A 26504-nucleotide genomic window follows, 5' to 3' on the forward strand; every position below is an offset into this window, starting at 1 on the left:
GTTCTCACTCGTCCGTCTGCATCGCCTGGAGGGGCGAGACCCGGGTCGCGAGGAACGCGGGATAGAGGGTGGAGATGGCGGAGACGCCCAGGACGATCACGAACGCCGCCACCAGGTTGCTGGCGCTCAGCGTGGGGAACAGCCGGGGGCCGGAGAAGAAGAAGTAGAGCGCTTCGTTGCCGGCGGGGATGCCGGCGCTGTTGAGCAGGGCCATGATGCCGCTGCCCACCAATGAGCCGGCCGCGCCGAACACGAGCCCCAGCACCAGCGTCTCCACCAGCACCATGCCCAGGATGAAGGAGCGCTGCGCGCCAATGGCCCGCATGGTCCCCACCTCGCGCACACGCTGCATGGTGGCCATCATCATGGCGTTGTTGATGATGACCAGCGCCACCACGAAGATGATGAAGACGGCGAAGTAGAGCACCATCTTCCCCAGCAGCACGAACTGCCCGATGATGCCCGCCGCCTCCTGCCACGACACCACGCGCAGCTTCAGGCCCGCGTCCTTCGCCGCCTGCCGCAGCTCCACCATCGTCTGCTCCAGCAGCTCCGGGTCCTTGAGCATCACGGCCGCGCTCAGGGCCACCCCCTGTTCGATTTCCTGCTGGGTGTAGACGCGCTGGAGCAGGTTCTCACGCGTGAGGGCTCCCTGGTCACCAATGAAGGCGGCCTGGTCGTCCACGTCGGTGGACGTGGCCTCCGCCACCAGGACGTTGTCGCTGCCCTCTCCGAAGAGGGACTCCTCGGCCTCGTCCCGGCTGAGGGCTTCCAGGCCGCTCTGCTTCTGGATCTCCGCCAGCTCCGCCTTCTTGTCCGCGGTGAGGTAGCCGTACAGTTCCCGGAAGGACATCAGGTCCATCAGGCTCAGCGCGCCGGCCATGGCGGACTTCTCCAGGCCCTTGAACTGGTAGGTGCCGTAGACCTTCACGTTGACGCTCTGCATGTAGCCGGTGCGTGTGAAGGCGGTGATGGTGAGCACGTCCCCCATGCGCAGCCGGTAGAGCTCCAGCAGCGGCGCCAGCTCCGAATAGAACTGGGCGTAGCGGGTGTCGAAGTTGGCGTCGTCGGTGGTGAAGAACTGCGTCAGCAGCGTGTCCAGCGCGGGCTCCTGGCTGCCCAGCAGCTTCTGCAGCCGCTCCACCATCTTCCGCGTCTTGACGGGGTCCAGCTGGAAGATGATCTCCCGCGTCTGGACCTGGTTCTCCTTCACCCAGCGCTGCAGCTCCGGGTCGGTGGCGATGGTCTTCTGGTTGAGCTCCCGCTCCTGCTTGATGTGGTCCAGCCGGAGCGCCGACTTCATCTTGAGGAACTCTTCGTAGAAGAACTTGGACAGCAGCATGCCGCGCTGGCCGGTGGGCACCGGCTGGCCGTCCACGATTTCCATGCGGTCGAAGGTGCGCTGGAACGCGTCCAGGTCCGTGCCGGCGTAGCGCAACTCCAGCATGTCCCCGTCCGGAATCTGCGGCGCGATGCGATTCTCCAGGAGCTCCAGCGAGGCATACGGGTCCTCCTCGAAGGCGTCCCAGAACGCGTCCGTGCGCGCCTGGGCGAGCGCCTTCACCTCCGCGGGGTCCTTCTGGGCGCCGCCCAGCTCCTGTTCGCTCCGGGCCGTCTGGTCGGCCATCAGGTTGACCATCTGCCGGACGTGCCCCTTGACGCTGTCGATGCTCTCCCGCAGCTCGGGCGTCTCACCGGCCTCGTCGCGCTTCTTGTAGAGCTCGCGCAGGTTCGACAGCGTCAGGTCCACCGTGTTGCCGGAGGTGATGATGGCGCCGCTGGTGCCCAGGGGCACCACCGTCTTCACGTTGGGGTGCTTCTCCAGGAAGGGCTTGAGCTGGCTGAAGTCGTCCAGCGCGGCCAGGTCCGGCTCGCCGCTCATGCTGCCGTAGAGGGCCAGCGGGTCCTTGGAGTCATCCGAGTAGACCTGGAGGTGGCCCGCGACGCTGCCGATGATGCTGCGGCTCATCGCGCTATCCATGCTGTCCATCAGCGCCCCGCCCACCACCACGAGCAGGGTGCCGAAGAAGATGATGCCGCCGATGAGCAGATTGATCTTGCTGGAGAACAGGTTGCGGAAGGCCACCTGCAGCAGCAAACGGAGCTGTCCCATGGTCAGTGGCCTCCAGCGGCCATGACGCGGCTGGCCTCGGCGGCGCTGATGCGGTCCAGGAACTTGCCGTCCGCCAGCCGCACCACGGCGTTGGCGTGGCTCATCACCTTCGCGTCGTGCGTGGAGAAGATGAAGGTGGTGCCCTCCTTCTGGTTGAGCTCCTTCATCAGGTCGATGATGTTCTGGCCCGTCACCGAGTCCAGGTTGGCCGTGGGCTCGTCCGCGAGCACCAGCTGGGGCCGCGTGACGAGCGCGCGCGCCACGGCCACGCGCTGGCGCTGGCCACCGGACAGCTCGTTGGGCCGGTGTTTGGCGTGGCTGGCCAGGCCCACCTGCTCCAAGAGCTGCATCACCCGCTCCCGGCGCTGGGCCTTGTCCAGCTTGCGCTGGAGCAGCAGGGGGAACTCCACGTTCTGGAAGACGCTGAGCACCTGCACCAGGTTGAAGCTTTGAAAGATGAAGCCAATGGTGTTGAGGCGCAGGTTGGTGAGCTGGCGCTCCGTGAGCTGCTTGGTGTCCTGCCCGGCCACCCGGACCACGCCGCCGGTGGCGGTGTCCACGCACCCGATGAGGTTGAGCAGCGTCGTCTTGCCGCTGCCGGAGGGCCCGGCGATGGAGATGAACTCACCGGCATGGACCTCCAGGTCCACGCCCCGGAGCGCCGGGACGACCACCTTCCCCAGGGTGTAGTCCTTGGTCACGTTCGTGATGGAGACGATGGAGGCCTGCGAAGCGGTGGGATTCATGCGGTACGTCCTTTCGAAGTCTTGTCGGGGCGTGGCGGACGGGGGGCATGCGCTGCGCGCCACCGCTCGGCGATGCCTGTCAGCTCGGCCTTGTAGAAATCACAGAAAGCGGACGCTTCTCGCAAGCTGCGATTTCCAGCGAGGCGCGGAGCCGCGAGGGCTTCGGAGCAGATGCGGGCGAAGGCGCTCAGCGACTCCTCCGCGACGCGCAGCTTGCCCTCCCAGCCCTGGGAATGGATGACGTGGTAGTGCTGCCGGTCTCCGGGAACGGTGGTCGGTTCCACCAGACCCATGTCCGCGCAGGCGCGGAGGTTGGTGGACACCGAGGCCGCGCTCACCTTGAGCAGCTCGGCGATTCGCTTGTTCGACAGGGGCTCGCCCGCGAGCATCAGCAGCGCATAGATGCGCCCGCCAATGCGCGTGCCGCCCCGCCGCTCGAAGTACAGCCCCATCGCTTCGATGAAGCGGTGCTCGGCGGTCTCCAACTCCTTCATGCCCGCGCTCCACGCCTCGCCGTGCCGGGCATCCCGTGGTGGGACGCGTGGCGGCCGGATCGGTGGGCAGGCATTTAGGCGGCGGACTTCGTTCAGTCAATACTGAATGGACTGTACGCTGATGCAGGCATGACGGCGCCGGATGTCCGCGCGCGGCATGGCGCCAGGGCCCACAGCCGGGTGGTGGCTGCGGGCCCTGAGTTCCCCATCATGGGGTGCGGTCCTGACATGCCCGTGGGTGGGGCATCAGTACGTGTCGGGCGAGGTGTTGGAGCCCGTGTCCGGGTTCAGGGTGCTGTCGTCCCCCGCGCCGCCGGTGCCTTCGTGCTGCTCCACGCCGGAGCCGCCCATGTCGCTGTCCTGGTTGATGGACGAGTCGGGCGTCAGCGCCGGGTCACCGGCGCCGCCCGTGCCCGACAGGGAGATGCTCTTGGCGATGTTCTTGGTCTCCTTCACCTGGTAGCTGGCGCGAATCTCCTGGCCAGGGCGCAGGTCCTTGGCCTTCTTCAGGGTCGGGTCGCTGAAGGTGGTGCTGCGGTCGACTTCCAGGGGGACCACCGCGCCTTGCATGTCGACGAAGATCTTGTCGCTCTCCGCCTTCACCACGCGGCCGTTGAGCTCCTTCTGGCCCATGTTGGCCTGCTGGCCCATGGTGCCGGAGCCGCCCATGCCCGGCTCAGCGGGCGTGGCGGTCGTCTCGCGTTCGATGGTGGTGGTGGTGTCCCTCTGGATTTCAGTCTCACCCACCTGGCCGGAGCCACCCTGTGCCGCCGACGAGTCCTTTGGCTTGTTCTCGTCGTTGTTGGCCAGGGCGGTACCGCTTCCAAGCATGGCGATGGTGGCGAAGACGCCAACGAGCTTCTTCATGGAAATGCTCCCGTGGTTGTTGTGAGTGGGCGGGGGCTGCGACGTCCCCCGTTGGAGGAAACCTAGGTGCGCTTGTTGAAGCGGACAGGGCTTGCCCACCCCCCTGCTGGAATGGCCGTTCGCTCTCCTGGCGGTGGTCCAGGGGCCGCGCGCGTCGTGGGAAGAGGAGAGCGCCTTGTCGGCAGCGGGGCTTTCCCTTACCGTCGGGGGCCCAGCGCCCACTGGCCAGCCTGGCTGGTGGCCCGACAGGAGACCGTCTCCGCGATGCCCCCGACCGCCAAGCCGTCCCAGACCGCGCAGGACCTCCCCGCGCCCTCGTTTCCCGCCATCGAGTCGCTGCTCGAGGCGGCCTCCGTGGAAGAGGTCCGTGGCTTCTTCGATGGGGTGAAGACGGGCCTCACCGAGCTCAAGGGCCCCAAGGTGGAGCAGGGCAAGAAGGCCCAGGCCGCCATTGGCCGCGCGGAGGAGCTGCTGGAGATGCTGGTGGAGACCCGCGAGCGGCTGATCGCCGAGTCCAAGGGTGGCAAGGGCCGGAAATGACGGTGGTTTTACCCCGGGAGGCTCTTTTTTTCCGGGGTCAGGCAACCAGCGGTGCCCCCCGCCGATAATGCAAGAGAGAGCATCCTGAGCATCGGTGATCTCTGACCTTTCCGCTGGAAGCAGCGCCTGGAGGAAGCAATGGCGAAGATCGACAACATGATGGGCCCGAACGTTCGTCTCTCGACCAACGTCACGACGGCGCGGCAGACGCCGGACACCGGTTTCGGCGCGCGGCTTCACAACGGTCTCAACAGCGCCGCCAGCGCCGTGGGCACGGGTGTGGGCGCGATGGCCGGCATGGTTCCCGGCGGGCAGATTGTCTCCGCCGCCGTCTCCTCGATGCACACGTTCTCCGCGACGGGCGGCTCGGGTATGGGCGCGCCGTATGCGGGCGTGATGAACACCGCGGTGGCGGGCAACCTGAGCGGCGCGGTGGCGCCGGCCGGCGGCGGTGTCGTCGCGGGCGGCGGCCTGGGTGGCGCGGTGGCCGGCTCCGGCTCGCCGCTGGGGCTGGGTGCGCAGGGCTCCGGCAGCACCACGGACACCGTCAATGGCAATTTCTCGCTGAACAAGATGGCCGAGGAGAACTCCAAGCTCCTGAACCTGCAGGCCGCCATCCAGCAGGAGTCGCAGACTTTCACCGCGATCTCGAACGTGATGAAGTCGCGCAACGATACGATCAAGAACTCCATCGGCAACGTCCGCTAACCGCGGGCGTCGTCGCCCCAGGGAGCGTGCATGGCGGACACCTCGGAGATTTCGAACAGCCTCGTCCCACTCGGACGCCAGCAGGCCAGGGTCCTGCTGGAGGCCGGTTATCTGTGGCTCGACATGGGCCACTTCGACAAGGCGAAGGAGATCTTCTCCGGGGCGGCCGCGCTGATGCCCCGGAGCGAGGTGCCCCAGTTGGCGCTGGGCGCGGTGGAGTTCTCGCAGGGCCGTCATGACAAGGCCCTGCAGGCCTACCGCGTCGCGCAGCGCCTGGCCCCGCAGTCCGCGCTCCCGCGGGCGCATGCGGGCGAAGCGCTGCTGTTCATGGGGAAGGTTCCCGAGGCGCTCAAGGAGCTGAAGGCCGCCATGGACCTGGATCCCGACGGGGACGGTGCCCGCCTGGCGCAGTCCCTCATCCAGGCCAAGGAGGCGGGAGTCCTGCCTCCGGCGAAGACGTAGGACGGAGGTCACGGCGATGGCTGTCGGAGGTGTCGGACGAGGCGGTGGGAAGGGCCGCGCGGGTGGCGCGAAGGGCCCTGCCGGCGCGGCTCCGGCGGGTGGCGCCAGCTTTGGTGGCCGGGTGGACCGGACGGAGTCTCTTGTCGGGCCCTCGGGTCTGGTAGGCTCCAGCAATGTCCAGGGCCCCCAGGCCGCGGATCCGGTGGCCTCCCAGGCGGTGGCCATTGCCCGGAAGCTGAAGAATGGGGGCTTCAAGAGCAAGGAAGAGGCGACGCAGGCCCTGGTCGCCGAAGTCCTGAAGGAGAAGCTCCGAATGAAGTCTTCTTCACTCACCAGCAAAATCGCAGACGCGCTCCAGGATGATCCGCGGCTGAATCAGGTCCTCGAGCGGCTGTGGTCTAAGGCCGAGTGAGCGGCGCTTGGCTCTGGGCGACGACAGGCAGGTCATCCTCGAGAAGTACGGCCCCTACGTCCGGTCGCTGGCTGCGACCGTGCGCAAGCAGTTCAATGCCCAGCTGGAGCTGGATGAACTGCTGGCCTACGGTCAGATAGGCCTCCTGGAGGCCGCCGAGCGGTTCGATCCGAAGGTCGGGGCCAACTTCCTCACCTTCGCGCACTACCGCATCAAGGGCGCCATCTTCGACGGGCTGCGGAAGATGGGCGTGCTGCGCGGTTCGGACGCCCGCGGCGCCTATGTGGGAGAGCGGGCGGCGGCGTATCTGGGAAATCTTTCGGATCGTGAGGCCGGAGCAGGCAACCGCGGCAGCTCATTCGACGATGATGTGAATGACATCTCGGATGCGGTGACGGGCTTGGCGATGGTCTTCGCCAGCAGCATCGAAGGCGCGGACACGACGGGTTACACCGACGAGTCGCTCCCCGTCGACATCCGGATGGAGCAGGAGCAGCTGAAGACGCGGGTGCGGGCGGCGATCGAGAAGCTCCCGGAGAAGGAGCGCAAGCTCCTGATGGGGTACTACTTCCAGGGCAGGACGCTGGAAGAGGCGGGAGCGGAGATAGGACAGTCGAAGAGCTGGGCGTCGCGGCTGCATGCGCGAGCAATCGACCGGCTCAAGGAACTCTTGAACGAGGAGGAGGAGCTTCCTCCTTCTCCGATGGATGCAAGGAGGGTCTCACATGGCGGGTCCGATGGCCGGAGTCTCCGCGGCGCAGGTCGCCCAGCAGAAGCTGCAGGATCAGGGCGCTCAGCAGACGAACAAGCAGGGCGCGTCGAAGTTCGACGGAGTTCTCGCTGACAAGGCGCAGGGCGCCGGTCAGGTGGACGCGGCCCAGCAGGTGAACAAGGCCCAGGCGGCGCAGGCCACCCAGCGCACGGATGCCGTGCGTCAGGTGGAGAGCGTCACCAAGACGGAGAAGGCCGCCCTCAACAAGGTGCACGGTGCCCAGGAGTCGGTGACGACCAAGGCGGCCGAGCCCGTGGTGGCCAAGGCGGAGGCGTCCAAGTCGTCCAAGGCGGGCGACATGATGACGCAGATCGTCGGTGACCTGGAGAAGGGCCAGGTCAACCTGGAGCACATCATCAAGCAGGCCTCCAGCGGCAAGGCGTTCTCCAACGCGGAGCTGCTGTCGCTCCAGGCCTCCATGTACCAGTACACGCAGCAGCTGGACCTGACGAGCAAGGTCGTGGAGAAGGCGACCACCGGCCTGAAGGACGTCGTCAAGACCCAGGTGTAGGCCCAACCCCGGCTCCCCGGCGACGCGGCCTTGAGAAGGGCGGTCCCTCCCTCTACGAGCGGGAGGGGGCGCCCTTCCGCGTTTTCCGGGGGCCTAGTAAGCTCCGACCCGCCCATGATTCGCCGACCGCACGCGTTTGCCGCCTCGCTTCTTGCCCTCCTCTTCCTGACGGGCTGCCACATCGAACTCCAGCACGCGCTGAGCGAAGCGGACGCCAACGAAATCTACGTCCTGCTCAGCAAGAACGGCATCACCGCCAAGAAGGAGAAGGAAGAAGGCGGCAACGAGGTGCGGTTCATGATCACCGTGCCCAAGGCGGATGCCGCGCAGGCGGCGGAGCTGCTCAAGCTCAACTCGCTGCCGCGGCCGGTGGAGAAGGGCCTGGCCCACTTCTCCAAGGGCAGCATGGTGCCCACCGCGACGGAGGAGCGCGCCATGCTCCTCAAGGCGATGGGCGGCGAGGTCTCCAATGCGCTGAATCAGATTGATGGCGTGCTGGAAGCGCGCGCCATCGTGATGATTCCGGAGAACAACGACCTCGCGCAGCCGGAGAACAAGCCGATGCCGTCCGCGTCGGTGTTCATCAAGTACCGCCCGGGCGAGGGGGGCAGGCCGCCCATCGAAACCGCCGTGGTGCAGCAGTTCGCGGCCACCGCGGTGCCGGAGCTGAAGGCCAGCGCGGTGACGGTGCTGATGACGCAGGCCCTGCCGCCGTCGGCGGAGACGGACTCGGAGAGCCGCCTGCAGGACGTGCTGGGGCTGCGCATGACGGCGTCCAGCGCCAGCCAGTTCAAGGTGATGTTCGCGGGCGCCTTCGTGCTGGTGCTGGCGATGCTGGGCCTGACGATGTGGACCTTCATGCGCGGCGGCTCCAGCAGCGCCCCGGCCACGCGCACTGGCGCGCGTGCCCGCGGTCGTCCTCCCGAGGCCTGACGTCACCGCCCCTCACGGTGGGGCTTCCCTCCCTCTCCCAGCGGGCGTCCGTGGGGCCCGAGAGGTGACGTTTGGATTCGTTCTTCACCTCGCTCAACAAGCGCCAGAGCATGCTGCTCCTGACGGCCGTGACGTTCTGCGGCCAGGAGAGCCTCGGCGCCTTGGAGCACCTTCCCGAAGAGGAGGGGGCGCTCCTGCGTCATCGCGCGCAGGAGCTGCTTCAGATTCCGCGCGAGAAGCGCATCCCCGCGCTGGTGCAGGAAATCAAGCGGCTGGTGAAGGACCGCCGGGGGCAGCTCTGGAGCGCCGAGCCGGAGCGGCTGGCCGCGCTGCTGCAACGTGAGCGGGGCGCGTTGGTGGAAGTGGTGCTGCGCGCGCTGCCGGGCACGTTGGCGGAGGCGGTGCGCGCGCATCTGCCGCCCTCGCGCGTGAAGCTGACCCGCGAGGTCCGGCCGCAGGTCCTGGACATCGTCCGGTGGAAGCTGGAGGAGCTGCTCGCGCGCGAGGTCGCGGGCCAGCAGGCCGCGGGCTTCAAGTTCGCGGACGTGCTCCAGCTCCAGCAGCGGGAGCTGCTCACCATGTGCGACCGGTTGGGCGCGCGCGTGCTGGGGCCGGCGCTGGCGGGCCTCCCGGACGCGGAGCGCGAGGCCATGCTGGAGCAGCTGCCGCCGGACCTGAAGCTGCTGGCCACCAAGGCCGTGGCGGCCAACGCTCCGCGCAAGTTGCCGGAGGAGGACGCCCGGGCGCAGCTGGAGCCGCACGAGGGCCTGACGCGGCCCGCGGTGGCGCTGCGCAGCGCGGGGGCTCAGCGCCTGGCGCGCGCGTGTGTGGCGCAGTCCCCGGAGTTCGCCGCGCGCATGCTGGAGAAGTACCGCGGTGAGTTCGGAAGCTTGCTGGCGAAGTGGGTGCGCGAGGAGCGCGTGCGTCCCACCGCGCGGGGCGACGGCGGCCGGACCGACATCGTGATGGACCTGGAGCGGCTGGCCACGCGTGGCCTCATCGAGCGGCCGGTTCGCCTGGCGACACCGCCTCCGCCGCGTCAGTCCGCGGTGCTTCCTCCGCCTCCGGGAGCCCGGAAGGCGGCCGCGGCGGCGGCGCCACCCGCGGCCAAGGCGGCGGCTCCTGGTGGGGCCGCGCCTGGTGGGGCCGCGGCCGCTGGGGCGCCGGGTGCCGGGCGGGAGGTGCCGGCGCGTCCGCCGGCTCGGGGAAAGGCCCCGGGGGCGGCTCGCCAGGGGGCCGGAGCACCACCGGTCCGGCGGGACTTCATGGCGGAGCGGGCGGCGCGGAACGCGGGCGTGTTGTCCTCGCGTGAGCCGTCCCGCGTGGCCGCGCCCGCGAAGCGGCAGGATGGCGCCGCGGTGCAGCGGATGCCGGCCCGGCGTGAGCCCGCGAACGCGGGCGGCGCGGGGGCTCGTCGTGAGGGTGAGGGGCCCGATACGCGCCCGCCTCGGGCGGATCCAGAGGGCGCGCGCATCGGGCCGCCGCCTTCGCGGCTGGGACAGCGCGGCGCCCGGCCTCGCCCCCAGGACCCCGACGCGCTGTCCGAGCGTGAGCGAGCGCGCGCCGCCGAGGGCTCCCGGGTGCACGCGCGTCCGCCGGAAGAGCGCTCCCGCGTGGCCGAGGGTTCGCGGGTCCACGCCGCGGGCCAGGATGAGCGTTCCCGGGTGGCCGAGGGCTCGAGGGTTCAGGCTGGGGGCCAGGGCGAGCGCTCCCGCGTGGCTGAGGGCTCGCGGGTCCATGCCAGCGTTCCAGACGAGCGCTCTCGCGTGGCCGAGGGCTCCCGAGTCCAGGCGCGCCCCGCGGATGAGCGCTCCCGCGTGGCCGAGGGCTCCCGCGTCCACGCCCGCCCCGCGGATGAGCGCTCCCGCGTGGCCGAGGGCTCCCGAGTCCAGGCGCGCCCCGCGGACGAGCGCTCTCGCGTGGCCGAGGGCTCCCGAGTCCAGGCGCGCCCCGCGGATGAGCGCTCCCGCGTGGCCGAGGGCTCCCGAGTCCAGGCGCGCCCCGCGGATGAGCGCTCCCGCGTCGAGCCCCGGGGGCAGCAGCGCCCGGCGGAGGAGCCGCCTCGGGCCGCTCGGATGAAGCTCCGGGCGGCGGACCCGGACCGGGAGGACTCGGAGGTCTCCCGGGTGTTCCGCTCACGCTCGTCCGGTGCCCAGGGAGGCGGCCGGGCCAGGCCCCCCGAGGCGGAGCCGGCGCCGGAGCGTCCCCCCCGGGTGCTGGTGGGGCGGGCCATCACCTCGCCGGCCCTGGCGCCCATGCCCAAGCCCCGGAGCGAGGGGACCGCCGTCCAGCGACGTCCCCGCTCTCCGTCGGGTACCGACCGTCCTGTGCCTCCTGGTGCGGGGGGACGTGGACCCAAGGGCGGAACGCGCTAGCATCGGGCCCGCAAGGAGCGGCCCATGGCGATCGGCAAGGTGATTCGAGGTGATGGGACGGCGGAGCCGGCGCACGCGCCCGAGCGCCCCGTGCTGCGGCCTCCCCGCGCGGGGGTGATGAACGCCGAGGTCTTCGAGGCCCGTCAGGGCGCGTCGGCCATCCTGGAGGAGGCGCAGCGCGAGAAGGAGCGCATCCTCGCGGAGGCGCAGCGTGAGCGCGAGGAGCTCCTCGCCAAGACGCGTGAGCAGGGCCGGCAGGAGGGCCTGGCGCAGGCCACCGAAATCATCCTCCGCGCGAAGATGCAGGCGGGGGAGGTGCTGAGCGGCCACGAGCAGGACGTCATCGCGCTGTCACTCAAGATGGCGGAGAAGATCATCGGCCGGAGCCTGGAGAAGGACCCGGAGCTGATGGTGGAGCTGTGCGCGGTGGCCATTGAAAACCTGCGCAGCGCCCGCTCCATGATTCTGCGGGTCCACCCGAAGACGGCCGCCGTGCTCCGCGCGAAGAAGCCCGTCCTGATGGAGCTCATTGGCCGCGCGGTGGACCTGGCCATCAAGGAGGACCCCGAGGTGGCCCCCGTGGGCTGCATCGTCCAGACGGAGTTCGGCACGGTGGACGCCCAGCTGCCCACGCAGTTGGAGATGCTCCAGAACATCCTGTTGCCGGACACCGCGCGCAAGGAAGGGCCGGCGTGAGCCGGAGCGTCAAGGGACACGCCCATGGCCATTGACCTCTCGCGGTACTTCGACCTCATCAAGGAAGCCCAGGTCGTGCGCGTGCGCGGCCGCGTCACCGAGCTGACGGGCCTCATCATCAAGGCCAGCGTGCCCAACGTCCGCGTGGGCGAGCTGGTGCTCATCAAGAGCCGCAACCGCGGCGCGGTGAAGGCGGAGGTGGTGGGCTTCCAGGGGGATGAGGTGATGCTCATGCCCCTGGGCGAGCTGTACGGCATCGGTCCGGACAGCGAGGTCATCCCCACCGGCAAGCCGCTGAGCATCAAGTGCGGAGAGGCCCTGCTGGGCCGCGTGCTCAACGGCATCGGCGAGCCCATGGACGGCCACCCGTTGCCAGAAGAGGGCCTCATCGACTGGTCCGTGGACCGTGACTGCCCGGACCCCTTCACCCGCCAGCGCATCGAGCGGCCACTGCCCCTGGGCGTGCGCTGCATCGACGGGCTGCTCACGGTGGGGGAGGGCCAGCGCGTGGGCCTCTTCGCCGGCTCCGGCGTCGGCAAGTCCACGCTGATGGGGCAGATTGCCCGGAACACGAAAGCGGACCTCTGCGTGGTGGCGCTCATCGGCGAGCGTGGCCGCGAAGTCCGCGAGTTCATCGAAGACGCCATGGGCGAGGAGGGCATGAAGCGCTCCGTGCTGGTGTGCGCCACCTCCGACCAGCCCAGCCTCGTGCGTCTGCGCGCGGCCTACGTGGCCACGGCCATCGCCGAGTACTTCCGCGAGCGCGGCGGCAACGTGCTCTTCATGCTGGACACGGTGACGCGTCTGGCGCGTGCCCAGCGTGAGATTGGTCTCGCCGTGGGTGAGCCCCCGGCCCGTCAAGGTTACCCGCCGAGCGTGTTCTCCATGCTGCCGCGCATCCTGGAGCGCACGGGCAACTCGGAGAAGGGCAAGTGCACCGCCATCTACACCTGCCTCGTGGCCGGCGGTGACATGGAAGAGCCCATCGCCGACGAGGTCCGCGGTATTCTCGACGGTCACTTCATCCTCAACCGTGCCCTGGGTGAGCGCAACCAGTGGCCGGCCATGGACGTGCTCGCCAGCCTCAGCCGTGTGATGAGCGGCATCGTCTCCAAGGACCACAAGAAGGCGGCGGGCCGGCTGCGCGAGTTGCTCTCCACGTATGAGAAGCAGCGCGACCTCATCCTCCTGGGGGCCTACCAGTACGGGACGGATCCCCGCACGGATCAGGCCATCGACAAGTACGACGCCATCATCGACTTCCTCAAGCAGGACACCCACTCCAACTCCGGATTCGAGGAGACGGTGGAGCAGCTGATCGCCCTGTTCGACGAGTAAGGCGCCGGCCAGGGGTGCTGCGCGGCGGGGATTCCGGGTTAGGATGGGGCCAACATGCCCCCGTACCGGTTGCAGGCCCTGCAGGACATGCGCGCCCGGGCCAAGGAAGAGGCGGAGCAGGCCTTTTCCTCCGCCATCAAGGCGCTGGAGAAGGAGAAGGCGGAGCTCCAGCGTCTCATCGACGAGTTGGAGCAACGCAAGCGCGAGCGCAAGGCGAAGGTGGCCGCCTACCTGAAGGAGGTCATGTTCAAGGGTGCCGGCATCAACGGCATGAACATGATGAACCGCTTCGAGGAGCGCCTGAAGGACGAAGAGGCGCAGGTGGCGCTGGAGGTGGAGCGCCAGCGGGAGGCCGTCAAGGTGGCCGAACGGCTGGTGGAGCAGCGCCGGCGGGAGATGGCCGAGGCGGCGAAGGAGCTGAAGGCCATCGAGAAGCACCGAGAGAATTGGCAGAAGCAGGTGAAGTACGAGCGACAGCAGCGTGAGGAACTGAACCAGGAGGAGATTGGCAACGCCTTGTTCCTGGCGCGCCAGCGCAAGTAACCTGCGCCCTCCCCATCCCCCTGGAATGACGCCATGAGCCGAGTTGACGACGACCGCGAAGCAGCGCGCATGGCCGAGCGCCTCCTCCAGGAGAAGAAGCTCGCCGAGGGTCAGGCCAAGAAGCGCCAGGAGGGGGCTTCCGCCTTCCAGCGGCTGATGCAGCAGTCCCAGCAGCCGCCCCCGTCGCCGGGCTCGGTGCCCGCGCAGCCCCAGCAGCAGCAGGGGGGGCTGGCGCGTGCCGTGCTCGCGCGGGCCACGCAGCAGGGCAAGACGTTTGGTGAGCGGGTGCAGCAGGAGCAGCAGCCCGGCATGAAGGAGCTGGCCCAGCCGCAAGCCCAGGCCCAGGCCCAGGGCATGGCCGCGGAGGCCCGTGGCGGCTCGCGCGCGGCGGACTCCCGGGATGCCCGGCGCACCGACGAAAAGCGGACCTCCGATAGCCGGGAGAAGGACCTGGGCAAGGCGGAGTCTTCCCTGGGTCAGGTCAGCTCCGAGCGGGGGGCCGCCATCCGGGCGAACGCGGATGCTGGTGGCGGCAAGGGCGGCGGCGGCAAGGACAAGAAGGAAGGCGGGGCGGAGGCCATGGCCCCTGGCTTCCGCTTCAACCCCGCGCTGATGGCGCCGGTGCCCGTGGCCAAGCCCAAGGACACCGCGGGCTCGGAGCGCCTGCGGGCCCTGGCCACCGAGATTGCACAGAAGATTGTCGACCGCGTCCGCGTGGGCACCAACGCCGCGGGCAACGCGGAGTTCCAGATTGATTTGCGGGGCGACGTGCTCAGCGGCCTGTCCATCAAGGTCAGCGCCCGGAACGGGAAGATTTCGGCCACCTTCAGCGGCAGCAACCGCGAGGTGCTCAAGCAGCTCGAAGGGGCCAGCGAGGGACTGCGGTCCGCGCTCAGTGGCCGCGGGCTCCGGCTTGAAGACGTCCGCTTCGAGGCGAAGGCATGAGTCTCGAATCCGAGGAAGAAGGACCGGGCGTCCATGAGCGCACGATGCTGGTGGACCTGCGCCAGCTCCGGCCTTCGCGTCAGGAGCCGCCACAGGAGTCCCCTGCCTCCGAGGAGCCCACCGCCAGCCAGGAGCGGCGCTGGCGGCCCTTCGCTTTCAGGAACCTGGAGAAGGTCTCCCGGGCCCAGGGGCTGCTCGCGGAGCGCTTGCGGTGGCTGACGCCCGCGGAGGGCACGGCGGTGGCCGTGGCGGCCCGGCTCAAGGAGGTGTTCGACGCGGAGGTGCGCCTGACGGTGGAGTCCGTCCAGGTGCGGCCCATGGCGGAGCTGCGGCGCTTCCTGGGGGACCCCACCTTCCTGGCGGTGCTCGCGCCCGGGGCGCTCCAGGGCCGGGCCGTGCTGGAGGTGGAGCTCGCGCTGGCGCACGTGGCGGTGGACCTGCTGCTGGGCGGCGCCGGGGAGACGGTGGGCCTGCGGCCGCTGACGGACATCGAGGAGGGCGTGATGGCCTACGTCGTCCTGGAGGGACTCAAGCTGCTGGTGCCAGGGCTGCAGGCGGCGGTGCCGCGCCCCCGGCTGGACGGCGTGGCGCGGGGCGTGGACGAGGTCTCCGCGCGGCTGGGGGATGACGGCCCCATGCTGGCGGTCCACCTGCATGCGACGCTGGGGCCGCACAGCGGCATGGTGCGGCTGGTGGTGCCCGCGGCGGTGCTGGACGCGGCCGAGCCCGCGGTGGAGAGCGCGCAGCGGCGGGCCCGGGGGAAGGCGGACCTGGAGGCCTTCGCGAGCCGCCTGTCGGCGGTGCGCAGCTGGCTGCGCGCGGAGATTGGCTCGGCGGAGATTTCCGGCCAGGACCTGGCGAGCCTGCGGGTGAAGGACGTGCTGCTGTTGGACGCGCTATCGGCGCGCCCGGACAAGGGCGAGGCGGGCACCGCGCGGCTGCGGGTAGGGAAGGGGACGGAGGGGTGGGCCGAGGCGGAGGTGTTCGTCGGCGAGGACGGGCGCTACCAGGCGCGCATCACCGACTTCGTTCAAGGAGCGCCGGGCCACCCGGGCACCGCGGACGAGGAGCCTGGGGATGAAGAAGAGGACTTCACGAACCCGGAGTTGGACATGCCTCCGGCACTGGAAGGGGCGGCCTTGGACGATGTGAGCAAGCCGGACGGAAGCGACCTGCTCGGAGACGTGCCCCTGCAGATTGCGGTGGAGCTGGCGCGCGTGCCTGTCACCGCGCAGCAGGTGGTGGGGCTGCGCACCGGTCAGGTCCTCGAGCTGAGCCGGGGGCCGGGAGAGCCGGTGGAGCTGTCCGTCAACGGCAAGGTGGTGGCCCGGGGTGAGCTGGTGGAGTTGGAAGGCCAGCTCGGCGTGCGCATCATCACCCTGGCGAGCTGAGTCCCAGGCGGGGCAGGGCAGGCGAGCAGGAGCGGCCGGCCGGGCGTGGGCCCGTGGCGGTCCTCCGGCCGATGCACTAGCCTCGCGCCCAGCCATGGCAGTCCTCCGTCCCCCCCTCATGCGCCTGTTGCTTGGTGCCGCGCTGGTGTTCGCGCCGCCCGCCGTCATGGCCCAGGCTCCGTCCACGTCCGCGCCGGTCGCACCCACCGTGAAGCCGGTGGCGCCTCCCGAGGCGTCGGCGCCTGCCCCGTCCCAGCAGGCACCAGCGGTTGCTTCGCCCGCGACGCCAGCGCCGGCCACTGAGCGTGTGGGCTCGGAGGCCGACGCCGAGTTGCTGGAGGCGGACCGTGCCCTGGACGCGGAGCTGTCTGCTCGCGAGTCCGCGAAGGCGGCCCGGAGCGGCGCGGCCGGAGACACCCTGCCGGAGTCCGAGGAGACGGACAGCCTGGGCTGGACGCTGGTGCGCACGCTGCTCGTGCTGGGCGTGGTGGTGGCGTCCATCTACCTCACGCTGAACGTGGGCCTGCGCAAGCTGATGGGGCTCCAGGGGGTGGCCGCGGGCCGTCAGCCCCTGATCTCCGTGGTGGAGCGGCTGCCCCTGGACCAGCGCCGCAGCCTCTTCGTGGTGAAGGCCGCGGACGATTACCTGCTTTTGGGCGGCGGCGAGGGCGGCTTGCAACTGTTGTCGAAGCTGGATGTGGAGGCGGTGGAGCGCATCCGCGCGCAGCGCCCGCAGACGAATGCAGTTCCACTGAGCCCATTCCTCCAGAAGCTCCTCTCCCGCCGCAGCGGTGGCTCGCCTTCCCAGCCCCCCGGCTCCTGACGACCGTGCCCGTGAACGTCCCTTCCTCTGCCCGCCCCCGTCTCCCGCGCGTCCCGCCCTGGCTGTTCGCGGCCGCGGTCACCGTTCATCCATTCGCCGCGCTCGCTCAGCGGCGCGGGAGCGCGGCCATCCCCGACTCGGTGGTCAACGAGGCCGTCAACAGCGACTCGTTCGCCTCGCGCCCGCTCATCCTCATCCTGGCGCTCGCGGCCATGGGCCTGGTGCCCTTCGCGCTGATGATGGCGACCAGCTTCGTGAAGATTTCGGTGGTGCTCTCCATCGTCCGCTCGGCGCTGGGCACGCAGCAGATTCCGCCGACCCAGGTCATCACCGGCCTGGCCATCATCCTCACCGTCTACATCATGGCCCCGGTGGGGCAGCAGATGTACCGGGCGGCCGGCCTGGACATCTGGGCCAAGGGCCCTGGCGTGTTCTCCTCGGAGACGGTGGGCTCCATGCTGGGCGCCGCCAACAAGTCCAAGGAGCCGCTGCGCGAGTGGCTCATCAAGAAGGTCACCACCAAGGACCGGGCGCTCTTCTTCAACCTCGCCAAGAAGATGCGCAAGGGCGAGGACCGCGACGCCGTGGAGAACAATGACTTCATGGTCATCATCCCGGCCTTCGTGGTGTCCGAGCTCAAGGAGGCCTTCCAGATAGGCTTCCTCTTGTTCGTCCCATTCATCGTCATCGACATGGTGGTGGCCAACATCCTGCTGGCGCTCGGCATGCACATGTTGTCGCCGACCACCATCTCCATGCCGTTCAAGCTGCTGCTGTTCGTGCTCGTGGACGGCTGGTATCTCATCGCCAAGGGCCTGGTCGTCGGCTACCTGTAGGAAGAGGGCTCCATGAATCAGCTCACGTTCATCACCCAGGAGGCCCTGTTCCTGGTGCTCGTCGCGTCGGCGCCGCCGGTGCTGATGAGCCTGTTGGTGGGGTTCATCATCTCCCTGTTCCAGGCCACCACGCAGATTCAGGAGCAGACGCTCACCTTCGCGCCGAAGGTCATCGCCGTGTTCGGCGTCCTCGCGTTGGCGGGGCCCTGGATTGGAAGCCAGCTGGTGCGCTTCACCTTCCACGTCTTCGACAGGTTCCCCGTCCTCATCAAATGAACGTCGCGGACCTCGTCGCGGAGCTGGGCACCCGGGCCAACGTCTCGGCCGTCATCTTCACGGTGGCGCTGGTGATGTGCCGGGTGATGCCCGTCCTCATCTTCAGCCCCTTCCTGGGCGGCGAGGTGGTCCCCACCGAGCTGAAGATGGGCGTCGGGCTGACGCTCTCCATCGTCCTCTATCCCCTCATCGCAGGCTCGGTGACGTCCATCCCCCTGAGCGCCATGCCGTACATCGCGCTGATGGCGAAGGAGGTGTTCATTGGCTTCACCATCGCCTTCGTCGTCAACACGCTCTTCGAGGCGGCGCGCGTGGCTGGCAACCTGGTGGACACCATGTCCGGCAGCAACAACGCGCAGCTGTACGTGCCCCAGCTCGGGCAGCAGGTGACGCTGTTCTCCAACTTCAAGGTGCAGCTGGCGGTGGTGCTGTTCCTCACGCTGAACGGGCACCACCTGGTCATCGAAGCGCTGGCGGACAGCCTGGTGGCGGTGCCGCTGGACGGCTTCCCGCGCTTCCACGACGGGCCGTGGCCCTTCTTCGACTTGATGATTCGCGTGTTCGCGGACCTGCTCCGGGTGAGCCTGTCGCTGGCCGCTCCGGCGATGCTGGCGACCTTCCTCACGGACGTGGCGCTGGGCGCCATCAACCGCGTGGCGCCGCAAATCCAGGTGTTCTTCATCTCCATGTCCGTCAAGCCCCTGGTGAGCGTGCTGCTCGTCTTCCTGGTGCTCGGCGCCTTGATAGACCGCATGCAGGGGGAGATGGTCGTCATGCTGCGGACCCTCAACCAGGCCCTGCGGCTCTTGTCCTGAGCCTCTTCATCCGGGACGCGCCATGTCGGACGAGAGCGGCGAAAAAACAGAAGAGCCATCCCAGAAGAAGCTGGATGACTCACGCAAGAAGGGGCAGGTCTGGAAGAGCAAGGACCTCAGCGGCGTGGGCGTGCTCGTGGTGGGGCTGGCCGCGGTCAAGGGCAGCTGGGACATGCTGGAGACGGAGCTGACGTCGCTCTTCCAGTTCTCCTTCGACCACCTGACGAACCCGGTGGACCTTTCGGTGGCCACCGGGCAGCTGCTCTACCTGGGCGTGCGCGCCGTGGTGGTGGTGTCACTGCCGGTGCTGGCGGGTGGGGCCATTGTCGGCGGACTGCTGGAGTACCTCCAGGTGGGGTCGCTCTTCACCATGGACCCGCTGATGCCGAAGATGGAGAAGCTCAACCCCATCCAGGGCATGAAGAACCTGTTCAACAAGAAGGCGATTGTTGAGCTGCTGAAGAACCTCCTCAAAATCACCGTCACCGCCTACGTCGTCTACGGTGTGGTGCGGGACTCCATGCCCATGGTGGCCGAAGCGGTGCGGCAGGACACGCGCGGCATCATGGCCATCATGGGGGAGTTGGTGACGCGCGTCGCCACGCGGGTGGCGCTCCTCTTCGTCCTCTTCGGCGTCTTCGACGTCTGGTGGCAGCGCAAGTCCTTCATGAAGGACATGATGATGACGAAGGAGGAGGTGAAGAAGGAGTACAAGCAGAGCGAGGGCGACCCGCACCACAAGGCCAAGCGCAAGGAGCTGCACCAGGAGATCATGGAAGGCGCGCAGATGGAGGCCGTGCGCGAGGCCGACGTCATCGTCACCAATCCGGACCACGTGGCGGTGGCCCTCAAGTACGACCGGGAGAAGGACGGCGCGCCGCGCGTGCTGGCCCGGGGCATCGACTTCAAGGCCGAGCGCATCAAGGCCATTGCCCGCGAGCAGGACGTGCCCACGCTGCGCAACGTGCCCCTGGCCCACGCCCTGCTGCGGGTGGAGGTGGGGCACGAAGTCCCGGAGGAGCTGTACGACGCGGTCGCCGAGGTCCTCAACTTCGTCTACGGCCTGAAGTCCGGCCAGGAGGCCTCCCATGAGTGACGACGCCGAAATCGCCATCGCGTTGAAGTACGACAAGGAGAAGGACGGCGCGCCGCGCGTGGTGGCCAAGGGCATGCGGCTCAAGGCGGAGAAGATTCGTGAGATTGCCCGGGAGCACAACATCCCGCTCATGCGGAACGTGAACCTGGCCAATGCCCTCTACCGCGTGGAGGTGGGCCAGGAGGTCCCCGAGGAGCTGTATGACGCCGTGGCCGAGGTTCTGAACTTCGTCTACGAGCTGCAACGCGAGCAGGCGGCCGCGGCCGCCAGGCGCTAGGGGGGCTGGACGTCCCCCACCCATCTGGAGTGAGGTTCGGTATCACGATGGCCAGAATCAACAATCCGCCTCCGAATACCGCCCTGTGGCCCTGGGGTGGTCCCCGCAGCGTCCGTGAGCGGCTCGTCGACCCGGCGCAGGTCGACCGGAAGAAGCTCCGCAAGACGGGCAACCCGAAGAACCCGGCGCTCGCGTCCTCGGCGCTGCTGGACTTCATCGGGCCGGCGCACTCCTCGGAGGAGCTCCGCCTGCCGCTGCCGCCGCACCCCGGCGGTCATGAGGCGGACCTGGAGGGCTTCAGTGACCGGCCCCACCTGTCCAGCGTGGCGGGCCGGGGGCACGAGGACCAGCGCCGGATGCTGGAGCGGGGCCTGGGCAAGGTGAAGGCGGCCCCGGACCGGCTGGAGCGGCTCAAGGCGCTGCTGCACCGCGAGTCCGCCATGCTCTCCCTGGTGGACCAGGTGAACGAGGAGACGAAGGAGATCATCCGCCGCATGTGGGACGCGCAGAAGGACGAGGGCTACTAGCGTCATGGCGGTCCTGGACCCGGATGATCCGAAGGACGAGGCGAAGCTGGACACGCTGCTGCAGCGCTGGGCGGATGGCAGGGCCACGCTGCGGGACGTGCGTGGCTACTCGGACGAAGAGCTCTACGCCATCGCCAAGACGGCCTATTACTTCTTCTATCAAGGCCGGGTGAGCGAGGCGCGCACGCTCTTCCAGGGCCTGTACGCCGTCAACCCGACGGACGCCTACTTCGCCAAGGCCCTGGGCGTGGTGGAGATGGCGGCTGGAAACGGGCAGGGGGCGCTGGCGGCCTTCGACGTGGCCGCCAAGCTGACGCCGCATGACCCGTCCGTGTACGTGGGGCGCGCGGAAGTGAAGCTGGCCATGGGCCAGAAGCCCCAGGCGCTGGAGGATCTGCGCCGGGCGGCGGCGATGCAGCCGGGGGATGACCCCGTGGTGCGCAAGGCGGCGGCCATGATCTCCGCCCTGAGCCGCCGCTGAGGGGCGCATTTCACATCCGGAATCGACTGTTCTTCCGGGGAGTCTGGTAGGCTGCCCGCCGCTCAATTCTTCGTCGTCAGGGAGGTCGTTGACATGTCGAACCCGAATCCTGATCCGCGCGTGCCCGCCCAGATGCCTCCAGAGGCCCCGCCCGAACTGGTCGCCAAGCGCGAGCGGCTCGTCACCGAACTGGAGAACCAGGCGAAGTCGGCGACGGGCACGCTGCAGCAGGTGATGCGGAAGATGTCCGCGCTGCTGGGCAACACCAAGCCCGGTGCTTCGCTGAGCTTCCAGCTCTACCAGGACGTGAAGGACGCCTTTACCCGCCACCTGAACGAGGCGACGAAGACGCCGGCCCTGGCCAACATGCCGCCCGTGCTGGTGGAGTCCGTGGAGTGGATGCAGGCGTACCTGAACGCCCGCGGCTTCGCCACCGAAGAGGCGGCCGCCGCCGCCGCGCCCGCCGCCACGGCGGCTCCGGCCGCCGCGCCCAAGGCCCCCGCCGGCCCGGGGGGCGCGAAGGACGCCTTTGAGACGAGCAGCAAGAAGCACGCGTCGCTGACGGGTGACGTGCCGCCTCCGCCGGCCGCGCCGCCGGACGTCAAGGCCGAGCAGAAGGACCTGGAGTCCTTCAAGGCCTGGATGAAGAACCCCAGCCTGGGCAAGCTCAAGGGCTAGGCTCACCGCGTCGGCGCCTGGCCCACAGGGACGCAACTTGGGGCCTGGCGCCGACGATAACTCCCTCGAGACGTTCTTTTCTTCCGAGGAGCTTTCCCCGTGACCACCAAGATTTCGAACAACGCGTCCGCCGCGGCGCGCAAGTCGACGACGACGACCCCCGAGGCCCAGAAGCAGGCGTGGGAGGGCGTGCTGAACTCCGCCGTGGACCGGATGAACGAGCCGGAGATCAAGGGCAGCCTCCAGTACCTGGGCGAGGGCCGGATCGACACGGTGAAGCAGAAGGTCCAGGGTGAGATGGAGTCCTTCCTCCAGAGCAACCCGAACGCCTCCGCCGACGAGGTCAAGTCGCACGCCGAGTCGACGACGAAGAAGCACGAGACGAACGCCATGTTCCAGAAGATGCGGGACGACAACTTCTTCGGGAAGCTGATGAGCCGCCGCAAGGAGCTCATCAAGGACATGTGGGGCGAGTAGCCCCGCCGCACGCCTGTCCTTGAAGCCGCCGCCCGGGTCTCTGACCGGGGCGGCGGTTTTGCTTTGCGGGGTGCTTGGGGCAGGGACGCGGGGGGTGAGGCCCGTTCGAGCCCGCAAAAGCAAGGAGCCGGCATCCCGTGAGGGAAGCCGGCTCCGAGAGTCGCGTTACAGCGGCAGGATTAGATCTTGCCGATGACGGACATCGCGATCTCGTTGAGCTTCTTCATCAGGTTGGCCACGAAGGCGGTGGCCTCCTGCTGCTTCTGGAGCATCAGCTGCGCCTCGGCGCGATCACGGTCCGGACCCGTCAGGCCGGAGAGGGACTTCTGCTCGAGGGCGGAGAGACCCTGGCTGGCTCCGAGGGCCTTCGTGGCGGCGGCGGCGGCGGTGGTGGCGGTGGTCATGGCGTTCTCCAGTAAAGAAGTTTGGGAAGCGGGTGGTTTGCGGCGGCGCTGCTTACAAAAGGATTATGGGGGAAAGGGGGGCGGAAGTTTCCTCGGGATTTTCTGATTCTTTTTCCCACCCTGGCAAGAGGGGTCCCCGCCCCGCGTGGCCCGCCCATGCCTCTTATTGAGAAAAGCGACGCACCGAGGCGAAACTCCCAGCGCGAAACACCGAAAATCACGGTGAAGCAGCATCGAACATTTCCCCCCTCCTCAGGGAGCACCGAATATGTCGAACGGCATCGGCGGAGTTGGCGGTAACCGGCAGCTCACCACGACGCAGGGCGTGGGCAACGTCAACACCTCGACGATTGCGCGCAACGCGCAGCTCATCGAGTCCACGCTGAACCTGGTGGAGAAGGCCGTTGACCTGGCGGGCAAGGCGGTGGGCGTCGCCGGCAAGGCGGTGGATCAGATGTCCCAGGCCGCGGCCTCCACGAAGCAGGCGGGTGCGACGGGCACCAACGCCGCCTTCCCCGCCGAGCGTCCCAACCCCCTGGACGCGGTGCGCGAGGCGAACTCCCTGAAGGTGGACGACGGCGGGAAGATCACCACCCCGGGCGGCTACACCATTGAGCAGCTGGGCCAGTTCGAGTGGCGCGTGACGGGGCCGGACGGCAACAACACCCGCGTCTGGGGTGATCCGCACGTCGACGAGAGCGACGGCGGCAAGTTCGACTTCAAGCGCGACACGTCCTTCGTCCTGGGCGACGGCACCCGCATCAACTGCTCCTGCAAGCCCTGGGGCAACGGCATGACGGTGACGGGCCAGCTGGACGTCGTCTATGGCGACAGCCACGTGCGCGTGACGGACATCGACAAGGGCAAGGGCAAGGTCGGCAAGGTCACCAACACCGGCATGGACGAGGTCGTCCGCTTCCACTCGAACCAGTCCGCGGACGTCTTCCACATGGGGCAGAACGCGGCCGACTGGACGTTCCACGGCAAGGAGATTGTCGGCCACGAGAACGGCGGTGACGTGCACAAGGTGGGCGAGGCCGTCATCACCGCGCCGCGCACCATGGCCTTCAACTACTCGGCGGCGGCGGACGCCCCCGCGGCGGGTGAGGTGGCCCAGAACTGGGACATGAACACCAGCCTGCCCCAGGTGAAGCCGCTGCCCTGGGACATGAGCAGTGGCAAGCCCGAGCTGAACAAGCTGAACGAGACGTTCGACTCCCTCAGCAAGGTGTTCGACCAGCTCAAGAACACCCAGGCGAACGGCTTCAACCCGTTCCGCAAGGCGGACGACCTCTTCGGCGCCTACGACAAGAACCAGCACAAGTCCGGACTGACCCAGTCCTTCAAGGCGCTGGGTGACATGTTCGGGACGCTGGAGAAGCTGTCCAAGCTGAATGATATGGTCCGCTTCCGCGGTCCCCAGTCGTTCTAGCCGCTGGACGTACTTCATCGGGCCAGGTGGGGGACTGCCTGGCCCTCCTCGAGGTAGTCGTGAGCGACTCCGCCCCCAGGGGTGAAGAAGAGAAGGTCGTCGTCCCGGAAGTCCTCGCCGAGGCGGTGATCCGCGGCGAAATCACTCTGGGGCAGTTCCTCAACCTCTCCCACACGCAGCTCTACGCCTGGGCGGACAAGGCCTATCAGCTCCTCCAGGTGGGTAGCTCGCAGCAGGCCCTTCAAATCTTCCAGGGCCTCGTGGCCGCCTCGCCCACCGACGCCGTCTTTCACGCGCAGCTCGGGGCGACCTTCATGACGCTGGAGCGCTTCGACGAGGCGTTCGACGCCTTCCGGCTGGCGCTCCAGTTCAACGACGGCCACGTGGACGCGCTGGTCGGCCGGGGCGAAATCCACCTGCGCCGGGGCAATGTCCCCGAGGCGCTCGCGGACCTCAGCAAGGCCATCCAGCTGGACGCGGGCCTCAAGCGCCGTGCCACGCAGCGCGCCCACGCGACGCTGCTCACCCTGAAGCAGCAGGCCGACCAGGTGAAGAAGACCCGGTAGGCCCCGGGGGCATGCCCCCTCCCGTCACGACACACACCAGGCCCGGGCCGCGCGAGTCGTCGCGCAGTCCGGGCTTCGTCGTTTCGGGTGCGTCGCACGAGCCCGCAAAAGCAAGGAGCCGGCATCCCGTGAGGGAAGCCGGCTCCGAGAGTCGCGTTACAGCGGCAGGATTAGATCTTGCCGATGACGGACATCGCGATCTCGTTGAGCTTCTTCATCAGGTTGGCCACGAAGGCGGTGGCCTCCTGCTGCTTCTGGAGCATCAGCTGCGCCTCGGCGCGATCACGGTCCGGACCCGTCAGGCCGGAGAGGGACTTCTGCTCGAGGGCGGAGAGACCCTGGCTGGCTCCGAGGGCCTTCGTGGCGGCGGCGGCGGCGGTGGTGGCGGTGGTCATGGCGTTCTCCAGTAAAGAAGCTTGGGAAGCGGGTGGTTTGCGGCGGCGCTGCTTACAAAAGGATTATGGGGGAAAGGGGGGCAGAAGTTTCCTCCCCATTTTCTGATCCATTTTTTCTCGGCGGCTGCGGGAATATCGCTACCGAAGCGGCGCACCGTTTTGGTGGAAGCGCCGATAACAGTCTAAGCTCCCGGCGCCCGGCGCCGCTTGCCCTACCGGCTCCGGGGCCGTCCTCCCGCCCTCGTGAGGGATGTGTGCAGATGACGACTGAATCCAAGGCAACGGTGACCAACGACGACGTGAAGCCCCTGTCCGGCCCGGAGATGCTCGAACGGGCCACGGAAGGCTTCAACCTCTTCCAGGACGGCCGCTTCCGTGAGTCGCTGACCTTGTTCCAGTCCCTGGCGTCCATGGACCCCACCGAGGCCTACTTCCAGACGGCGCTGGGCGCCTGCCACCTGGCACTGGAAGACCTGGACCTGGCGGAGTCCTACTTCAACCGCGCCATTGAACTGGACCCCACGGACCTCACGCCCTACGTCAACCGCGGGGAAGTCCACCTGCGGCTCGGCAAGGTTCATGAGGCCGCTCGGGACTTCAATCACGCGGTGAGCCTGGACCCCGAAGGGCAGGATCCGCTCAGCGCCCGGGCCCGGATGCTGGCCGCCGCGGCGCTGGAGAGCGCCGAGGAGTCGCCGCCCTCCGAATCCGACGGCGCGGCGTAGGCGCGGGCGGGGCCGCTCGAAGGCCCCGGCCCGCCTTCCCTGGCCCTGGAGTTCAGGGGAACTTCAGCTCCACGTCCACGCGGTACGGACCGTCCCCACCGTCGATGATGGGCTTGAAGTCCGCCGTCACGGATTCGGCGTAGGTGTCCTGGCCCTGCACGCGCACGACCAGGGGGCGGACGGCCTGTCCCGGCGGCGCATAGCGCCCCGTCACCGAGTAGCGCCCCAGCGGGAGGTCCGGGAAGCCGAAGCCGTCCGGCGTGTTGGTGCCCCGGGCCGTCACCGGCGTCCCGGCGCTGCCGTCCACCAGGGTGCCCACCGGGGTGAGCGTCAGCTCCACGTGCTCGCGCTGCAGGGCTTGATCCGGGTCGGCTGGGTCCACGTAGTCCGTCAGGTTGAAGTAGACGCCGCTGCCGTAGGCGCCGCCCTCGGGCTTCGCGCCGGTCAGCTTCCAGCTGAAGTCCCGGACGGCGCCCTCGTTGCCCGCGAAGGGGGTGGCGTTGCTGGGGTGCAGTTCGAAGGTGTAGCTGCGGCCGTTGAAGTCGCGCTTGAGCCGCGCGCTGGCGTTCCAGGTGGTCGCCGCCTGGCCCAGCTCCAGCCGGTAGGTGCCGTCCGCGCCCGTCACGCCCACCACATTGGAGTCGTAGAGGACCTGGTTGTCGGCCACCACCTCCACCCCCGCCAGGGGCTTGCCCGTGGTGTCCGTGGCCTTGCCCTTGACGACGTTCTTCTCCCCGTTGCCGGAGGGGCCAGGGCCGCTGGAGCCGCCGTCCGTGCAGGCCGAACAGGCCAGGGACGCACCCAGCAACATCAGCGGAAGACCCCTGCCCAAGGCATTCTTCAGTCGCAT

The 26504-nt window shown here is 68.6% G+C and carries 33 protein-coding genes; 26 read left to right on the top strand and 7 right to left on the bottom strand.

Going from position 1 to position 26504, the window contains the following annotated elements; all coding sequences use genetic code 11:
- Positions 1 to 4: 4 nt before the first annotated feature.
- The 4 genes from KGD87_RS01280 to KGD87_RS01295 all read right to left on the bottom strand — a co-directional run bounded on the left by KGD87_RS01280 (position 5) and on the right by KGD87_RS01295 (position 4220).
- On the bottom strand, positions 5 to 2113 hold the full coding sequence (locus KGD87_RS01280; protein ID WP_284665770.1) for an ABC transporter permease: 2109 nt from the start codon (positions 2111 to 2113) through the stop codon (positions 5 to 7).
- A 2-nt stretch (positions 2114 to 2115) separates the two neighbouring features.
- The gene (locus KGD87_RS01285; protein ID WP_163779351.1) at positions 2116 to 2859 is read right to left on the bottom strand and encodes an ABC transporter ATP-binding protein; all 744 of its coding nucleotides are present in this window, start codon (positions 2857 to 2859) and stop codon (positions 2116 to 2118) included.
- Positions 2856 to 3353: a GbsR/MarR family transcriptional regulator gene (locus KGD87_RS01290; RefSeq protein ID WP_284665771.1), complete on the bottom strand. Its 498-nt coding sequence runs from the start codon at positions 3351 to 3353 to the stop codon at positions 2856 to 2858. The genes KGD87_RS01285 and KGD87_RS01290 overlap by 4 nt, the downstream gene beginning before the upstream one ends.
- Before the next feature lie 246 nt (positions 3354 to 3599).
- Positions 3600 to 4220, bottom strand: coding sequence for an RNA-binding protein (locus KGD87_RS01295; RefSeq protein WP_284665772.1), 621 nt, complete (start codon positions 4218 to 4220; stop codon positions 3600 to 3602).
- Between the two features lie 264 nt (positions 4221 to 4484).
- On the opposite strand from KGD87_RS01295, the gene KGD87_RS01300 reads away from it, so the two are divergent.
- The 23 genes from KGD87_RS01300 (at position 4485) to KGD87_RS01410 (ending at position 22132) form a co-directional block, all read left to right on the top strand.
- Positions 4485 to 4760, top strand: a complete 276-nt coding sequence (locus tag KGD87_RS01300; protein WP_026113931.1) for a hypothetical protein — start codon at positions 4485 to 4487, stop codon at positions 4758 to 4760.
- 138 nt (positions 4761 to 4898) lie between these two features.
- Positions 4899 to 5468 (top strand): hypothetical protein, encoded by a 570-nt coding sequence (locus tag KGD87_RS01305; RefSeq protein WP_163779344.1) that lies wholly within the window; start codon positions 4899 to 4901, stop codon positions 5466 to 5468.
- Positions 5469 to 5498: 30 nt separating this feature from the next.
- Complete coding sequence (locus KGD87_RS01310) at positions 5499 to 5930, top strand: tetratricopeptide repeat protein (protein ID WP_013939015.1); 432 nt, start codon at positions 5499 to 5501, stop codon at positions 5928 to 5930.
- A 16-nt stretch (positions 5931 to 5946) separates the two neighbouring features.
- Positions 5947 to 6342 carry a hypothetical protein gene (locus KGD87_RS01315; RefSeq protein WP_163779340.1) on the top strand — a complete coding sequence of 132 codons (396 nt, stop codon included), beginning with the start codon at positions 5947 to 5949 and terminating at the stop codon, positions 6340 to 6342.
- A gap of 7 nt (positions 6343 to 6349) precedes the next feature.
- The gene (locus tag KGD87_RS01320) at positions 6350 to 7186 is read left to right on the top strand and encodes a sigma-70 family RNA polymerase sigma factor (RefSeq protein WP_163779338.1); all 837 of its coding nucleotides are present in this window, start codon (positions 6350 to 6352) and stop codon (positions 7184 to 7186) included.
- Entirely contained in the window at positions 7080 to 7625 is a 546-nt protein-coding gene (locus tag KGD87_RS01325; RefSeq protein WP_255207991.1) for an EscF/YscF/HrpA family type III secretion system needle major subunit, read from the top strand. Before KGD87_RS01320 ends, KGD87_RS01325 begins: the two co-directional genes overlap by 107 nt.
- A 114-nt stretch (positions 7626 to 7739) precedes the next feature.
- The gene (locus KGD87_RS01330) at positions 7740 to 8558 is read left to right on the top strand and encodes a type III secretion protein (RefSeq protein WP_284665773.1); all 819 of its coding nucleotides are present in this window, start codon (positions 7740 to 7742) and stop codon (positions 8556 to 8558) included.
- 71 nt (positions 8559 to 8629) lie between these two features.
- Positions 8630 to 10933 (top strand): hypothetical protein, encoded by a 2304-nt coding sequence (locus tag KGD87_RS01335; RefSeq protein WP_284665774.1) that lies wholly within the window; start codon positions 8630 to 8632, stop codon positions 10931 to 10933.
- Between the two features lie 24 nt (positions 10934 to 10957).
- The gene (locus KGD87_RS01340; RefSeq protein WP_163786644.1) at positions 10958 to 11629 is read left to right on the top strand and encodes a FliH/SctL family protein; all 672 of its coding nucleotides are present in this window, start codon (positions 10958 to 10960) and stop codon (positions 11627 to 11629) included.
- A 24-nt stretch (positions 11630 to 11653) separates the two neighbouring features.
- Positions 11654 to 12967, top strand: coding sequence for a type III secretion system ATPase SctN (sctN, locus tag KGD87_RS01345; protein ID WP_284665775.1), 1314 nt, complete (start codon positions 11654 to 11656; stop codon positions 12965 to 12967).
- Between the two features lie 54 nt (positions 12968 to 13021).
- Positions 13022 to 13510, top strand: a complete 489-nt coding sequence (locus KGD87_RS01350) for a flagellar assembly protein FliH (RefSeq protein ID WP_163786642.1) — start codon at positions 13022 to 13024, stop codon at positions 13508 to 13510.
- Between the two features lie 33 nt (positions 13511 to 13543).
- A complete protein-coding gene (locus KGD87_RS01355; RefSeq protein ID WP_284665776.1) occupies positions 13544 to 14455 on the top strand; it encodes a flagellar hook-length control protein FliK in 912 nt (303 codons plus the stop codon).
- Positions 14452 to 15846 (top strand): type III secretion system cytoplasmic ring protein SctQ, encoded by a 1395-nt coding sequence (sctQ, locus tag KGD87_RS01360; RefSeq protein ID WP_284665777.1) that lies wholly within the window; start codon positions 14452 to 14454, stop codon positions 15844 to 15846. Before KGD87_RS01355 ends, sctQ begins: the two co-directional genes overlap by 4 nt.
- A gap of 118 nt (positions 15847 to 15964) precedes the next feature.
- Entirely contained in the window at positions 15965 to 16669 is a 705-nt protein-coding gene (locus tag KGD87_RS01365) for a flagellar biosynthetic protein FliO (protein ID WP_284665778.1), read from the top strand.
- 11 nt (positions 16670 to 16680) lie between these two features.
- Positions 16681 to 17505: a type III secretion system export apparatus subunit SctR gene (gene sctR / locus KGD87_RS01370; protein WP_284665779.1), complete on the top strand. Its 825-nt coding sequence runs from the start codon at positions 16681 to 16683 to the stop codon at positions 17503 to 17505.
- A gap of 12 nt (positions 17506 to 17517) precedes the next feature.
- Positions 17518 to 17781, top strand: a complete 264-nt coding sequence (gene fliQ / locus KGD87_RS01375) for a flagellar biosynthesis protein FliQ (protein WP_163786267.1) — start codon at positions 17518 to 17520, stop codon at positions 17779 to 17781.
- Positions 17778 to 18596, top strand: coding sequence for a flagellar biosynthetic protein FliR (locus KGD87_RS01380; RefSeq protein ID WP_284665780.1), 819 nt, complete (start codon positions 17778 to 17780; stop codon positions 18594 to 18596). Before fliQ ends, KGD87_RS01380 begins: the two co-directional genes overlap by 4 nt.
- A 22-nt stretch (positions 18597 to 18618) precedes the next feature.
- Positions 18619 to 19692, top strand: coding sequence for a type III secretion system export apparatus subunit SctU (gene sctU, locus KGD87_RS01385; protein WP_284665781.1), 1074 nt, complete (start codon positions 18619 to 18621; stop codon positions 19690 to 19692).
- Complete coding sequence (locus KGD87_RS01390) at positions 19685 to 19969, top strand: EscU/YscU/HrcU family type III secretion system export apparatus switch protein (RefSeq protein WP_011552525.1); 285 nt, start codon at positions 19685 to 19687, stop codon at positions 19967 to 19969. The genes sctU and KGD87_RS01390 overlap by 8 nt, the downstream gene beginning before the upstream one ends.
- A gap of 47 nt (positions 19970 to 20016) precedes the next feature.
- On the top strand, positions 20017 to 20496 hold the full coding sequence (locus KGD87_RS01395; protein WP_284665782.1) for a hypothetical protein: 480 nt from the start codon (positions 20017 to 20019) through the stop codon (positions 20494 to 20496).
- A 4-nt stretch (positions 20497 to 20500) separates the two neighbouring features.
- Positions 20501 to 20977 (top strand): SycD/LcrH family type III secretion system chaperone, encoded by a 477-nt coding sequence (locus tag KGD87_RS01400; RefSeq protein WP_163786263.1) that lies wholly within the window; start codon positions 20501 to 20503, stop codon positions 20975 to 20977.
- A 93-nt stretch (positions 20978 to 21070) separates the two neighbouring features.
- On the top strand, positions 21071 to 21655 hold the full coding sequence (locus KGD87_RS01405) for a hypothetical protein (RefSeq protein ID WP_284665783.1): 585 nt from the start codon (positions 21071 to 21073) through the stop codon (positions 21653 to 21655).
- A 99-nt stretch (positions 21656 to 21754) separates the two neighbouring features.
- Positions 21755 to 22132: a hypothetical protein gene (locus tag KGD87_RS01410; RefSeq protein ID WP_284665784.1), complete on the top strand. Its 378-nt coding sequence runs from the start codon at positions 21755 to 21757 to the stop codon at positions 22130 to 22132.
- A 179-nt stretch (positions 22133 to 22311) separates the two neighbouring features.
- On the opposite strand, the gene KGD87_RS01415 is transcribed toward KGD87_RS01410, so the two are convergent.
- A complete protein-coding gene (locus KGD87_RS01415) occupies positions 22312 to 22536 on the bottom strand; it encodes a hypothetical protein (RefSeq protein WP_013939036.1) in 225 nt (74 codons plus the stop codon).
- A gap of 268 nt (positions 22537 to 22804) precedes the next feature.
- Between KGD87_RS01415 and KGD87_RS01420 the strand changes: the two genes are divergently transcribed.
- Together KGD87_RS01420 and KGD87_RS01425 are read left to right on the top strand one after the other, a co-directional pair.
- Positions 22805 to 23968: a DUF1521 domain-containing protein gene (locus tag KGD87_RS01420; protein ID WP_284665785.1), complete on the top strand. Its 1164-nt coding sequence runs from the start codon at positions 22805 to 22807 to the stop codon at positions 23966 to 23968.
- A gap of 59 nt (positions 23969 to 24027) precedes the next feature.
- Positions 24028 to 24534, top strand: coding sequence for a tetratricopeptide repeat protein (locus tag KGD87_RS01425; protein ID WP_284665786.1), 507 nt, complete (start codon positions 24028 to 24030; stop codon positions 24532 to 24534).
- 170 nt (positions 24535 to 24704) lie between these two features.
- Here KGD87_RS01425 and KGD87_RS01430 read toward each other — a convergent pair whose 3' ends face one another.
- Positions 24705 to 24929, bottom strand: a complete 225-nt coding sequence (locus KGD87_RS01430) for a hypothetical protein (protein WP_013939036.1) — start codon at positions 24927 to 24929, stop codon at positions 24705 to 24707.
- Positions 24930 to 25189: 260 nt separating this feature from the next.
- Here KGD87_RS01430 and KGD87_RS01435 point away from each other — a divergent pair, with 260 nt between their 5' ends.
- Positions 25190 to 25654, top strand: a complete 465-nt coding sequence (locus KGD87_RS01435; protein ID WP_284665787.1) for a tetratricopeptide repeat protein — start codon at positions 25190 to 25192, stop codon at positions 25652 to 25654.
- A gap of 52 nt (positions 25655 to 25706) precedes the next feature.
- Here KGD87_RS01435 and KGD87_RS01440 read toward each other — a convergent pair whose 3' ends face one another.
- Entirely contained in the window at positions 25707 to 26504 is a 798-nt protein-coding gene (locus KGD87_RS01440) for a carboxypeptidase-like regulatory domain-containing protein (RefSeq protein ID WP_284665788.1), read from the bottom strand.

It is taken from the genome of Myxococcus sp. SDU36, from assembly GCF_030168875.1.
In the GTDB taxonomy this organism is placed as follows: Bacteria; Myxococcota; Myxococcia; order Myxococcales; family Myxococcaceae; genus Myxococcus; species Myxococcus vastator.